The 12,698-nt window shown below is 73.0% G+C and carries 10 protein-coding genes and 1 pseudogene; 7 read left to right on the forward strand and 4 right to left on the reverse strand.

What is annotated here, in order from left to right:
* The first annotated feature begins 133 nt into the window (after window positions 1-133).
* Entirely contained in the window at window positions 134-559 is a 426-nt protein-coding gene (locus ABD976_RS02290) for a hypothetical protein (protein ID WP_345356247.1), read from the forward strand.
* A 145-nt stretch (window positions 560-704) separates the two neighbouring features.
* Here ABD976_RS02290 and ABD976_RS02295 read toward each other — a convergent pair whose 3' ends face one another.
* On the reverse strand, window positions 705-2,105 hold the full coding sequence (locus tag ABD976_RS02295; RefSeq protein WP_345356250.1) for a sulfatase family protein: 1,401 nt from the start codon (window positions 2,103-2,105) through the stop codon (window positions 705-707).
* A gap of 87 nt (window positions 2,106-2,192) precedes the next feature.
* Entirely contained in the window at window positions 2,193-3,710 is a 1,518-nt protein-coding gene (locus ABD976_RS02300; protein ID WP_345356253.1) for an arylsulfotransferase family protein, read from the reverse strand.
* 248 nt (window positions 3,711-3,958) lie between these two features.
* On the opposite strand from ABD976_RS02300, the gene ABD976_RS02305 reads away from it, so the two are divergent.
* Both ABD976_RS02305 and ABD976_RS02310 read left to right on the forward strand, forming a co-directional pair.
* Entirely contained in the window at window positions 3,959-5,515 is a 1,557-nt protein-coding gene (locus ABD976_RS02305) for a trypsin-like serine protease (RefSeq protein ID WP_345356256.1), read from the forward strand.
* Window positions 5,516-5,803: 288 nt separating this feature from the next.
* On the forward strand, window positions 5,804-7,348 hold the full coding sequence (locus tag ABD976_RS02310) for a GMC family oxidoreductase (protein WP_345356259.1): 1,545 nt from the start codon (window positions 5,804-5,806) through the stop codon (window positions 7,346-7,348).
* 21 nt (window positions 7,349-7,369) lie between these two features.
* On the opposite strand, the gene ABD976_RS02315 is transcribed toward ABD976_RS02310, so the two are convergent.
* The gene (locus ABD976_RS02315; protein WP_345356262.1) at window positions 7,370-7,993 is read right to left on the reverse strand and encodes an alpha/beta hydrolase family protein; all 624 of its coding nucleotides are present in this window, start codon (window positions 7,991-7,993) and stop codon (window positions 7,370-7,372) included.
* A 47-nt stretch (window positions 7,994-8,040) separates the two neighbouring features.
* Here ABD976_RS02315 and ABD976_RS02320 point away from each other — a divergent pair.
* The 3 genes and pseudogenes from ABD976_RS02320 to ABD976_RS02330 all read left to right on the forward strand — a co-directional run.
* A pseudogene (locus tag ABD976_RS02320) lies at window positions 8,041-8,178 on the forward strand (TetR family transcriptional regulator); the annotation flags it as partial.
* A gap of 104 nt (window positions 8,179-8,282) precedes the next feature.
* Window positions 8,283-9,122, forward strand: coding sequence for an NUDIX domain-containing protein (locus ABD976_RS02325; protein WP_345356265.1), 840 nt, complete (start codon window positions 8,283-8,285; stop codon window positions 9,120-9,122).
* 355 nt (window positions 9,123-9,477) lie between these two features.
* Window positions 9,478-9,798, forward strand: coding sequence for a YciI family protein (locus ABD976_RS02330; RefSeq protein WP_345356268.1), 321 nt, complete (start codon window positions 9,478-9,480; stop codon window positions 9,796-9,798).
* Between the two features lie 212 nt (window positions 9,799-10,010).
* Here the strand turns inward: ABD976_RS02330 and ABD976_RS02335 are convergent, their stop codons facing one another.
* Window positions 10,011-10,208, reverse strand: a complete 198-nt coding sequence (locus ABD976_RS02335; RefSeq protein WP_345356271.1) for a hypothetical protein — start codon at window positions 10,206-10,208, stop codon at window positions 10,011-10,013.
* A 281-nt stretch (window positions 10,209-10,489) separates the two neighbouring features.
* On the opposite strand from ABD976_RS02335, the gene typA reads away from it, so the two are divergent.
* On the forward strand, window positions 10,490-12,406 hold the full coding sequence (gene typA, locus ABD976_RS02340) for a translational GTPase TypA (protein ID WP_345356274.1): 1,917 nt from the start codon (window positions 10,490-10,492) through the stop codon (window positions 12,404-12,406).
* Window positions 12,407-12,698 lie beyond the last annotated feature (292 nt).

Genomic DNA, 12,698 nt, shown 5'->3' on the forward strand with positions numbered 1-12,698 from the left:
GGTAGTCGGACGAAACGGCCGGTGTCCGCCCGGTCGTGGACGAGAAGCTGACCGCGCTCTACGACGGGGAGAACTGGTGACCCGCATAGCCATCACCGGACATCGCGGCTTGACGTCGCGAACGACCGAGGCCGTGACCGCTGAACTCCGCGAACTCGCCCGGGAGCACTCCCGGGCCGGAGCCGTGGTCGGGCTGAGCTGCCTCGCGGACGGGGCCGACACACTGTTCGCCCGCGTTGTGCTCGACGCCGGGGGCACTCTGGTCGTGGTCGTCCCCGCCGCCGAGTACCGCGATGGCTTGCCCGAGGAACACCACGCTGAGTACGACGCCCTGTTCTCCCGAGCCGGTGAGGTCGTCCGCCTTGACCACGTTGGCTCGACCTCCGAGTCCCACATGGACGCCAGCCTGGTCATGATCGAGCGAGCGGACCTGCTGATCGCCGTCTGGGACGGCGAACCCGCTCGCGGCCCAGGCGGAACCGCCGACGTGGTCGAGGCCGCTCGTGCCCGAGGGCTGCCGGTCACCGTGGTGTGGCCCGAAGGTGCCGCGCGGAGCTGAGCTGTGGCGCGATCATGACGTGGTGATCGGGTTCCCACGACCCGGGCTGATCGGCTGAAGCGGGCGGTGCTCAGCCGCGCAGGAGCACCACCGCGGTGCGGGACGCGCGCCGCCGTGTCGACCTGGCTGGTTCCGCGTTCCGCGGTCAGTTCCTGGTCCGCTGGACCGCCCGGGGGCGGTGCGCGGAGATCTCCCGGTCGAACCGGTGCGCGCGGGATTCGAGCTGCCGCACGATCGAGGGGTTGTCGCGGGCCAGGTCGTGCTCTTCGCCGGGGTCCTGCTCGATGTTGAACAGCGTGCCCCGCCTGCCGCGCCGCTTCGGTCGGTGGAGCTTCCACGGGCCGGACCGCATGGCCCGCAGGGACCAGCCCTCGAAGTAGTACAGCGCCTCGCGGGGCGGCATGGGCCCGCCGTGCAGGACCGGGCTGATGTCGATGCCGTCGATGGCGCGGTCGCCGGGCGGGGCGGCACCGGCCAGGCGCAGCAGCGTCGGCACCATGTCCAGGAAGGAGGCGGGGGCGTCGCAGACCGATCCCGCGCGCACCCGGCTCGGCCAGCGCAGGAAGAACGGTACCCGGACGCCGCCCTCGTACGACTGGATCTTGCGGCCGCGCAGCCCGCCCGTGCTGCCCACGAACCACGGTCCGTTGTCGCTGGTGACCATGACGATCGTGTTGTCGGCGAGGTCGTGCTCGTCGAGCGCGTCGAGCACCCGCCCGATGTGGAAGTCGGCGCCCTGGATGACGTCGCCGTACTCACCGGCGGCGGAACTGCCCTCGAATCGCGGTTCCGGGTGCAGCGGGACGTGCGGTGCCGTGTGCGGGAGGTAGAGGAAGAACGGCTCGTCGCGATGGCGTTCGATGAAGCCGATCGCCTCGTCGGTGTAGCGGCGGGTCAGCTGGCGCTGGTCCACTTCCTCGCGGAGCCGCTGCCGCCCCCGGTGGAGGTCCACGGGTTCCTGGTCGTTGCTGTGCAGCAGGCCGAAGTACTCGTCGAAGCCGTGCCGGGTCGGGTTGTGCTGCGGGCGGGAGCCCAGGTGCCACTTGCCGAAGAGGCCGGTGCGGTAACCGGTTCCGCGGAGCAGCTCGGCGATGGTCAGCTCGTAGTCCGGCAACCCTTCGCCCTGCCAGGGGTGCAGGACCGTGGGAAGTCCGACGCGGGCGCCGTAGCGCCCGGTCAGCAACGCCGCGCGGGACGGGGTGCACACCGCCGCGCCCGCGTACATCTGGTTGAAGGTCATCCCTTCGCGGGCGAGCCGGTCGATGTGCGGGGTGCGGATCGCGGACGTGCCGCGCGGACCGAAGTCGCCGTACCCGGCGTCGTCCAGCATCACGAAGACGATGTTGGGGCGCGGGTCGGACCGCCGCGGCCCGAGGCCGGGGTCCGGCCCGGGATCCGGCGCGGTGCGCCGGGGCGGATCAGCGGGGCTGCAGGCCGCCGCGCCGGCGCCCAGACCGGCGACGGCTCCGGTGGTCAGCAGGCGTCCGCCGAAGGACAGGACACCCCTGCGGGTCCACGGCTCCGCGCCGCCCGGAACAGTGCTCAATGCTCGCTCGCCTCGTCATCTCGGTTCGGGTCGATCGAAACCACTCGTACCCGCCGCAGCGGCCAGGTCAAGCCGGACGCCCGCGCTTCACCCCGCTTGGGACACCGGCACCACCGGCGAGGTGCCCAGCACGCGGCCCGTGCCGTCCAGCCCTTCGACGGCGACGTGGCCCACCCGGCCGGGCACCTCGATCCGGGTCTCGAACCCCGCGCGGGCCGCCTCCCGCGCGGGCCGGAGCGACCGCGGGTCCGGTCCGGTCAGCACGCGCCAGGCGGCGACCTCGGTGGCCCCGTTCCAGCTGGTGTGCACGACCGTGGTCCGCTCCGGCCCGGGCCGCGCCGTGACGGCGGGGGCGTCCGCGGGTTCGCCCGTCCACGGCATCCGGAACGTGCGGTACGAAGCCATGTCCTCCGGCAGCTTGCCGTCCAGGCGCACCGAACCGTCGGGACCGAACTCGGTGAAGCCGTCGGCACCGCCCCAGCCCGCGAACGCGTGCCCGTTGTCGAGGAGCTGGTAGTTGGCCATGTTCGGGCTCAGCGCCGCTTCCGGCCTGCGGTCCTCCCGCACCAGGTCCGCCGTGCGGGCGGCCTCGTCGACCCGCAGGACGAGCCCCCGCGAACGATCCTCGCCGGTGGCGGCCTCGCCGTTGTCGAAGACGGTGATCGTCCCGTCCGGTCGCCGCCGCGCGTCGTGCTGCCATTCGAACAGCGTGCCCGGTCCCATGCGGAAGTCGGTGAACTTGCCGCTGAGCCGCCAGACCACCGCCCCGGTGTCCTTCCGGATCTTGTACACCGCGTGGGTGTTGCGGGCCGAGATCAGGAGGGTGCCGTCGGCTTCGGGTTCCACCGAGTTGACGTGGAAGTAGTCCCACGGCTGGTTCGGGTCGGGCGGGGGAGCCTCCAGGGCCTCCACCACCCCGACGTGGTCGAGGCTGCGCCACTCGAACAGCACCGCACCGGTGGCGATGTCGACCTCTTGGACCACTCCCTCGAGGACGGCCCCGTCGGGCGGACCGCCGATGGGGCCGAGATCCGTCCGGACCTCGTGGTAGCTCATCAGCAGCGCGGTGTCCTGGGGCGTGATCACCAGGTCGTGCATGTCCGCGTGCAGACCAGCGCCGGTGCGGACGGTGGCGATGGTCCGGTAGGAGCGGTCGGCGATGTACCACTGCCCCTCCCCGTAGCCGGGCGGCGCGATCATCTCCCCGTTCCACCAGGTCAGCACGGGCTCGCCCCGGTACTGCTGGACCTTGAGGTCCATGCTCACGGTCCCGGGGGGATCCGGGGCGAACCACACCGGCTCGCCGCGGTCGTCGGCGATCAGCCGACCGGGCTGGGGCACGTCCTCCGCCTGCTCCGGCCTCGGCACCATGGCGCCCAGGATGATCCGGCCGGGCCCGGTGCCCCGTGCCGGAGTGCTGATCCGGAGCTTCGGCGGGTGCAGGTCGGGGCGCGTCACGAAGCGGTGCCCGTTGTCCGGTGCCGGGGAACACCCCGTGGCGGTGCCCACGACCCCGGCGGCGGCACCGCCGACGAGGAGACGTCCACCGAGGGACAGGACCTTCCTGCGGCTCCACGCCCCATCCCGAGCCGGTACGGCCGTCATTGTTCACTCCATGCAACTTCGGCGGACGTCTTTAACCCGAACGATGGTCGCACGAACGGGTGTATGGACGGAGGCGCCTCACGATTCCCGCCAGTGACCGGACAAACCCGGCGCGGTGCCGCTCGACCGGACCGCGGCCGCGTCGTCGCGCGATGCGGCGGGGACGACGTGCGGTCGCCGATGTCGCCGTAGCGAAACGGTGACGCGGTGATCGAGGGATGACGACCTCGGCCGCGCACGGTGGGTGCATGCGAAGTCGATCTCTGCTGCTCGGCGCCGTGCTGGCGCTGACCGCGCCCCTGCTGGGGGCGTTGCCCGCCCAAGCCGTCCTGGGCGGCACCGAATCAACCCGGGCATATCCGTTCATGGGCTCGTTCCAGCCGTCCTACCCGGAGTCGCCGCACCCGGACGGGCACGGCTGCGGGGTGATGGTGCTCGCGCCGCAGTGGGTGCTCACCGCCAGCCACTGCGCGGGCAAGAACCCGACCGGTGCGAAAGTGGGCGTCCCGCAGGGCTGGAAGGTGCGGGTCGGGTCGCTGGACACCGGCTCCGGCGGCGAGGTCGCCGAGGTCGACCACTACTACCGGCTGGCGACCGTCCACGACGAAGGCGGCTTCTGGGGCAAGGACATCGCGCTGCTGCACCTGAAGACCCCGGTCCAGGCCGAGCCCGTGAAGATCGCCTCGACCACACCGCCGGTCGGCACGCCCGTCCGCATCATGGGCTGGGGCATGACGTGCGGGAGCAGCGGGAACCCGGACTGCTTCACCACGCGGCTGCGGGAGGCCGACACCGAGGTGCGACCCGCCACGACGTGCTCGTCGGACCCGCGCGAGTCGGAACTGTGCATCGGCAGCCCGGACGGCACCGTCGCCTCCAGCAACATGGACTCCGGCGGGCCCGCGCTGGTCCGCGAGGGCGACGGGTGGGCCGTGGCCGGGGTGGTCAGCGGCCCCGCGGGCACCGACAAGCCGACCTGGTTCACCGACGTCACCCGCTACACCGACTGGATCGACGGCATCATCTCCGGCACCGACGTGCCGCCCGACAGCGTCATCCCGAACGTGGCAGGCACCGTGCAGCTCGAAGGCTGCACCGGTTCGGTGGTCCGCACCGCCGGCTCCCGGCCGCAGGACCCGGCGCTGATGCTCACCAACGGCCACTGCGTGCAGGGGCAGCGGCCCGCGCCCGGGGAGGCGCTGGTGGACCGGCCCGCCGACCGCGAGGCTCCCATCGTCGACCCCCAGGGCTACCCGGAGGTCACCGCCCGCGCCGAGCGGCTGGTGTACGCGACGATGACCGGCACCGACGTCGCGCTCTACCGCCTGGACCGGACCTACGGCCAGCTCGCGGAGGCGGGCGCGAAGGTCTTCGACCTGGCCACCACCCCCGTGCGCGCGGGCGACCCGCTGAGCCTCGCCCACACCAGCCGGCGCTTCGACTGCACCGCCGAAGCCGTGGTCCCGCACCTGCGGGAAGGCGGCTACCAGCAGGACGATTCGATCCGCTACGCCACCACCGAGGGCTGCGCCCCGTTCCCCGGCACCTCGGGTTCGGCGTTGCTGTCCCCCGACGGCGGGACGGTCGTGGGCATCCACAACACCCACAACCGCGACGGCGAGCAGTGCACCGACAACAACCCCTGCGAGGTGGACGCGGACGGCGACGAGACCGCCGTGCAGGGCCGCGCCTACGGCCAGCAGGTGCACCGGATCGCGGGCTGCCTGACCGAGGGGTCGCGGCTGGACCTGTCCCGCCCGGGCTGCACCCTCACCGGGGCCGCCCCGGCGACCGGCGCGCGTTGACCTGACCAGCACCACCGGCGGGCCCGGACCCACCACCGCGGTGGGCCCGGGCCCGCCCGTCGTGGGGTTGCCCGGCGAGCCGGGAAAAACCGCTGGCTTCCGGTGATCGCGCCCGGTTAGCCTGCTCGCATGTCGAGTCCCGAGGCGTCCAGATCCTGACCCCGCCCCCGCCGGTGGCCTGACCGTCGCGCGGCCTGCCACCGGTCGTCCCGCGCGTCCGCGACCCGCCCGGTCGCGCCGCGCTCGGCACCGCGCGCCCCGGGGCGCGCGCTGTTCTCAGGAGACTCGATGGGTTGGGATCTGATCGTCGTCGGAGCCGGATCGGCCGGGGCCGTGGTGGCCGCCCGCGCGGCCGGACGCGGCCACCGCGTGCTGCTGCTCGAAGCGGGGCCGGACGTCCGGCCCGCGACCTTGCCGGAGGTGTGGCGGTCGCCGAACCCGGTGCGCGCGCTGCGCGATCCGGCGGCCGGGACGCACCTGCTGCAACGCGGACTGCTGTCCCGCCGCACCGAGGCGCAATCCGCGACGCCGTACTTCCAGGGCCGGGGCACCGGCGGGAGCTCCAGCATCAACGGGCAGATCGCGATCCGCCCGCCGATGGCCGACTTCACCGACTGGGCCGCCGCCGGGTGCACCGGCTGGGCGCCGGAGGACGTGCTGCCGCACCTGCGGGGGCTGGAGGACGACGAGGAGTTCGGGGACGCGCCGTGGCACGGTCGCGGCGGTCCGATCCCGGTGCACCGCACCCCGCGCGAGCGGTGGGGCGCGGTGGACGCGGCGCTGTGCGACGCCGCCGTCGCCGCCGGGTACGGCTGGGCGCCCGACCTCGACGCGCCCGGGGCCGCCGGCGCCTCGCCGTACCCGGTCAATTCCCGGGGCGGGCGGCGGGTGACCACCTGCGACGCCTACCTCGAACCGGCGCGGGCGCTGCCGGAGCTGACCGTCCGCTGCGGTGCGGTGGTCGACCGGGTGCTGCTGTCCGGCAGCCGGGCGGTCGGCGTGCGGGTGCTCGTCGACGGGGCGATGACCGAGGAGTTCGCCGACCGGGTCGTGCTCAGCGCGGGCGCGGTGCACTCCCCGGCGATCCTGCAGCGCTCCGGCTTCGGCCCGGCGGAGCGGCTGCGGGCGCTCGGCGTCGACGTGGTGGCCGACCTGCCCGCCGGTCGCGGGCTCCAGGACCACCCGTCCGCCTTCGTCGGGATGCCGCTCCAGCCGCGCTGGGCGGCCGGGCCGGACGAACGCCACACCAACGTCTGCGTCCGGTGGAGCAGCGGCGCGGCGCCCGGTGACCTCATGTTCGTGGCCTGCAACCAGAACGTGCTGGCCCTGTCCCGCGCGGACGGCCGGGACGGTGCGGGGGCGCTGCTGGTGTGGGGCAACCAGGTGCACTCGCGCGGCGAGGTGCTGCTCGACTCGGCCGATCCGCTGGCCCAACCGGTGCTGGAGCAGCGGATGCTGTCCGACCCGCGCGACCGGCAGCGACTGCGCACCGGGGTGCGGGCGCTGCTCGACCTGGCCCGGGGCGACCGCGTCCGGGACCTCACCGACGGCACGTTCGACGAGGTCAACGCGGACCTGCTGGCGGCGGTCGACGACGACCGCGCGCTCGACGAGCACCTGCTGCGCACCGCCACCGACGCCCAGCACCTGAGCAGCTCCTGCCGGATGGGCGCCCCGGACGACCCGGACGCGGTGGTGGACCCGGACTGCCGCGTGCTCGCCGCCGAAGGGCTGCACGTCGCCGACGCCTCGGTGCTGCCGTCCTGCCCCCGCGCCAACACCCACTTCGCGACGATCGCGGTGGGGGAGGTGCTGGCCGACCGGCTCGGCTGAGGGTGCGGCACGCCCTCGGGCTTACTTGGACGTGACGCTGCCGAGCGGGTGCGGGTCGGCGGCCAGGGCGTCGCGCGCCGCCTGCCAGGCGGGGTTCCCGGGGTCGAGCGCGGTGCGGAGGTAGGCCGAGGTGAGCCGCCCGACCGCGGCGACCCGCTCGGGGTTCTCGTCGGTCGTCTCGGCGACGTCGTACCCGGAGATGCCGCCGAGGCCGTGCTCCGCGTCGAACAGGGTGAGCAGGCTCTTGGGCCCCGGCGCGAGGTGGTACGGGTCGGCGTGCCATTCCGCACCCCTGGTCGTCAGGTGGCCGGAGGTGTCCTTCTCCCCGGCGACCACGAGCGCGGGTGCGCCCATCGCGGAGAAGTCGGTGGTGGCCAGGAACGGCCAGTTCCGCGCCACGGCTTCGACGAGGGCATCGCCGCCCCGGCCGGGTGCGGCGAGCAGCACGCCCGCCCCGATCCGGGGGTCGGCCAGGTCCACCTCGGCTCCGTCGTGGGGGTCGGTGAGCCGGGCGCCGAGCAGCAGGCTCGCGGTGTGCCCGCCCATCGAGTGCCCGGCCACGGCGACCTTCCCGCGGTCCAGGCGGTCGCGGAGCGCGGGGACGGCGGCCTCGATCTCGTCGAGCCGGTCGAGGAGGCGCGTCATGTCCGCGGCCCGCGATCGCCAGTGCAGCGGGGCGCCGGGGGCGTCCGGCCGACGCCGGTGAGATCAGGTCCGGTGCGCAGGCGTACGAACTGATGCGCGGCATCGGCAACCTCTGCATCGGCAGCGACCCGCGCTACGACCCCCGCCGGTTGGTCGACCTGCTCCTCCGGGGGCTCCGGTCCTGACGCGAGCGCGTAGCGGCTTCCCCGGGGCTGGTCCGCCCGCCTCGCGCCGATCGGGGAGGTGCTGGCCGACCGGCTCGACCGGAGGTGCGGCAAGATGCCCGCACGTGTCGGTGTTGCGGACTACAGGACTGATCGACGCGCCGGTCGCCACGGTGGGCGCGGCGCTGCGGGACACCCGGCTCGCCGAGCGCGGGCTGCGCGCCCTCGGCGCCCACGGCCACGCCGCCACCCGGCCGTCCCCGCTGCTGGTGCCCGGCGACGAGATCGCGTTCCGGTTCCGGTTGGCCGGGCTGCCGGTGCGCCTGACCACCCGGGTCGTCCGCGCCGATGCCGACGCGCTGTCCTCCGTGCTCGTCTCCGGGCCGCTGCCGGAGCTGCGCCACGAAACCGTGCTCGCCGAGGCCGGGCCGCGCACCCTGCTGACCGACTCGCTGCACTGGACGTCGCCGCTGGGTCCGCTCGGCCGCCTCGTCGACGTCGCGGTGGTGCGCCGCTTCGTGCTGCGGGTGCTGGCGGCCCGCACGGCCGGGGTCCGGGAACTCGCCGAGGGCTGGGCGGCCCGGAAGGTCGTGGTCGGCACCGCCCTCGTGCACCGCGGCAGGCTGCTGGCCCAGCAGCGCCGGTACCCGGCGGCCGACGCGGGGCGCTGGGAACTGCCCGGCGGCCGGGTCGAACCGGGCGAGGACGAGCGGGACGCGGTGGTGCGCGAGTGCCGCGAGGAGCTCGACGTCGAGGTGCGCCCCACCGGCCGCGTCGGCTCCGACGTCCCGCTGCGCGACGACATGCTGCTGCGGGTGCACACCGCGGAGCTGGTCGACCCCGAAGCCGTGCCCCGGCCCGTCGAACACCGCGACCTGCGCTGGGTCGGGCGGGAGGAGGTGGAGGGGTTGGAGTGGCTGGAAGCGGACAAAGTCCTCACCCACTCATTGCGAGAGCTCTGTTGAAACCGGACTCGTCTTGCGGGGCGGTGCGGGTGGCGGAACCTCAGCGGCCTTCTCGCTCCGGGCGCCCTTCCTCATGTACCAAACACGTACACAGCGTCAGGGCGTCCTCGCGAGAAGACCGCTGAGAACCCGCGGCGGTGCGAGTTGCGAGGGTGGGGTAAAGCGGAAGCGGCTTCGCCGCTTGCCTGACGGCGGTGCCGTCGTGTGCGTGCGCGGTTACCGCTGGGTGTGTGCGTTTGCGCTTGTGGCTCTGGTCGACGGGTGGGGGCCGTGGGTCTTTGCGGGGGGCGCTGGGTTTCGGATGGGGCGTGGTGAGCGCTCGGCACCGGTTCCCGGGCGGCGTTACCGTGGGGAGATGTTCGTCGTTCTGCTGCACTACACCGCATCGGATGCCGACATCGAAGCCAGGATGGTGGACCACTACGACTGGCTCACCAGGCACTACGACGCGGGCGACTTCATCGCGGCGGGGAACCGCCAGCCGCGCACCGGGTCGGTGATCATCACCCGCGCCATGTCCCGGGGCAAGCTCGACGCGATCCTGGCGAGCGACCCGTTCGCGGTGGACCGGCTGGTCCGCCACGAGGTGATCGAGTTCCACGCGCTGCGGACCATCCCGGAGCTGGCGAACTACGCCGACCCGCTGACCGCCGCGGACGAACGCCCCCGCGGCTAAGGGGTCCTTTCAGAATGCGGCGGAAGCCGCATGCGGTGCGGCCGTCAACCGGCACCGCGGCCCGTGCTCGGACGTGACCGCTCAGCGGTCTTCTCGCGAGGACAGCGCCGACGCCGGGTACGTCGTGGGTACATCAGGAGGCAATCCCGCAGCGAGAAGACCGCTGAGGTTCCGCTACCCGCACCGCCACGCAAGCCATCCTGGAAGCGGTCCTAACCGGCGGGCTCGGCGCGCTCCCGCTCCTTCTTGGCGGCCTTCTTGGCCGCCTTGCGGGCCTTCTTCTCCGCTTCCTTCACCTCGGCGGCCTTGGCCTCCTTCAACGCCTTCCGCAGCACCACGATCGGACAGCTCTTGCAGGCCGGCGTCGAACGGCAGCACTTCTTCTTGACCTTGATGTAGTCTTTGCCCACGCCTGATGTCTCCGCCGTCGGGACAGGTCCTCCGCTCAGGTTAGGCAACCCTGACTTCCGGGTCCAACCTGATCACGCCCCGCGCCCGGTGTTGCGCTCAGCACGTGCCCGCCGGATGTGAAGGTGCTTGCACTAGGCTGGGAGGAGCCGCGCGTCGACCGCGCGCCCGGTGCCACGCCGGAGCGCCACCTGAGAGTTCCGCCGCGAGCGGCAGGCGGAGCCGCGGCGGAACGTCGACGGACCGCCGTGCCATCTTTCTTCGTCTACCCGGGAGCCCCCGCTTGTCCGCCACCAGCGTCACCACCCCGATCCGCAGCGACCTGCGCAACGTCGCCATCGTCGCGCACGTCGACCACGGCAAGACCACCCTGGTGGACGCCATGCTGCGGCAGTCCGGTGCCTTCTCCGAACGAGCCGAGCTCGTCGACCGGGTGATGGACTCCAACGACCTGGAGCGCGAGAAGGGCATCACCATCCTGGCCAAGAACACCGCGATCCGGCGGGAGACCCCGGACGGGGCGGTCACCATCAACGTGGTGGACACCCCCGGGCACGCCGACTTCGGCGGCGAGGTGGAGCGCGGCCTGTCGATGGTCGACGGCGTCGTGCTGCTCGTCGACGCCAGCGAGGGCCCGCTGCCGCAGACCCGGTTCGTGCTGCGCAAGGCGCTGGCCGCGAAGCTGCCGGTGATCCTGGTCGTCAACAAGGTGGACCGGCCCGACGCGCGCTGCGGCGAGGTCGTCGACGAGACCCACGACCTGCTGCTGGACCTGGCCACCGACCTCGACGGCGAGGTCGAGCTGGACATGGAGGCCATCCTCGACCTGCCGGTGATCTACGCCTCCGCGCGGGCCGGCCGGGCCAGCACCACCCGCCCCACCGATGGCGAGCTGCCCGCCGACGAGAACCTCGACGCGCTGTTCGACGTGCTGCTCACGCACGTCCCCGCCCCGCGCGCCGACGTCGAGGCCCCGCTGCGCGCCCTGGTCACCAACCTCGACGCCTCGTCCTTCCTGGGCCGCATCGCGCTGTGCCGGATCCACTCCGGCACCTTGCGCAAGGGCCAGACCGTCGGCTGGAGCCGCGAGGACGGCAGCGTCGAGAAGGTCCGGCTCACCGAGCTGCTGATCACCGAGAACCTGGACCGGGTGCCCTGCGCCGAAGCCTCGGCCGGTGACCTGGTCGCCATCGCGGGCATCCCGGACATCACCATCGGCGACACCCTCACCGACCCGGAGAACCCGGACCCGCTGCCCCGGATCACCGTCGACGCCCCGGCCATCTCGATGACCGTCGGCGTCAACACCTCGCCGCTGACCGGTCGCGGCGGCGGCACCAAGCTCACCGCCCGGCAGGTCAAGAGCCGCCTGGACGCCGAGCTGATCGGCAACGTCAGCATGAAGGTCGTGCCGACCGAGGCGCCGGACTCCTGGGAGGTCCAGGGCCGCGGCGAGCTGGCGCTGGCCGTGCTGGTGGAGACCATGCGCCGGGAGGGCTTCGAGCTCACCGTCGGCAAGCCGCAGGTGGTCACCCGCGTCATCGACGGCCAGCTCTGCGAGCCGTTCGAGCGGCTGAGCATCGACGCCCCCGAGGAGCACCTCGGCGCCATCACCCAGCTCCTCGCCGGGCGCAAGGGCCGGATGGAGACGATGGACGGGCACGGCACCGGCCGGATCAAGCTCGACTACGTCATCCCGGCCCGCGGGCTGATCGGCTTCCGCACCGAGTTCCTCACCGAGACCCGGGGCACCGGCATCGCCAACCACGTCTTCGAGGGCTACTTCCCGTGGGTCGGCGAGCTGCGCACCCGGCACAGCGGTTCGCTGGTCGCCGACCGCTCCGGCTCGGCCACCACCTACGCGCTGACCCAGCTCGCCGACCGCGGCACCTTCTTCGTCGAGCCCGGTGACGAGGTGTACGAGGGCATGGTCGTGGGCGAGAACCCGCGCGCCGAGGACCTCGACATCAACATCACCAAGGAGAAGAAGCTCACCAACATGCGCTCCGCCACCGGCGAGGAGCTGGAGCGGCTGGCCCGCGCCCACAAGCTCGCGCTGGAGGAGGCGCTGGAGTTCTGCTCCGCCGACGAGTGCGTCGAGGTCGCGCCGAACGCCATCCGGGTCCGCAAGATGACCCTGGACAGCAACCTGCGCGGGCGGGAGAGGTCCAGGGCAAAGGCCCGAGACAACAACGCCTGACTTTTTCGGTGTTGTGGTCGTTTTGCGTGGCGGTGCGGGTGGCGGAACCTCAGCGGCCTTCTCGCTCCGGGCGCCCTTCTTGATGTATGCCAATACACGGCATCAGGGCGTCCTCGCGAGAAGGCCGCTGAGAACCCGCGGCGGTGCCAGGTGCTTAGGTGGGGCAAAGCGGAAGCGGGCTTCGCCGCTTGCTTGACGGGGGTTCCGGGTCGCGCGTGCGTGGGGTGGAAGCGGCTTTCGCCGCTTGCCTGACGGGGGTTCCGTTTGGCGTGTGCGTTACGCGGAAGCGGCT

Origin of the sequence: Saccharopolyspora cebuensis (assembly GCF_039542665.1) — a bacterium.
GTDB lineage: Bacteria > Actinomycetota > Actinomycetes > Mycobacteriales > Pseudonocardiaceae > Saccharopolyspora > Saccharopolyspora cebuensis.

Excerpts from the sequence above, each read along its gene's own strand:
- ABD976_RS02315 (WP_345356262.1), bottom strand. The coding sequence starts at position 7,993 with ATGACGCGCCTCCTCGACCGGCTCGACGAGATCGAGGCCGCCGTCCCC.
- ABD976_RS02310 (WP_345356259.1), top strand. The coding sequence starts at position 5,804 with ATGGGTTGGGATCTGATCGTCGTCGGAGCCGGATCGGCCGGGGCCGTG.
- ABD976_RS02330 (WP_345356268.1), top strand. The coding sequence starts at position 9,478 with ATGTTCGTCGTTCTGCTGCACTACACCGCATCGGATGCCGACATCGAA.
- ABD976_RS02300 (WP_345356253.1), bottom strand. The coding sequence starts at position 3,710 with ATGACGGCCGTACCGGCTCGGGATGGGGCGTGGAGCCGCAGGAAGGTC.
- ABD976_RS02305 (WP_345356256.1), top strand. The coding sequence starts at position 3,959 with ATGCGAAGTCGATCTCTGCTGCTCGGCGCCGTGCTGGCGCTGACCGCG.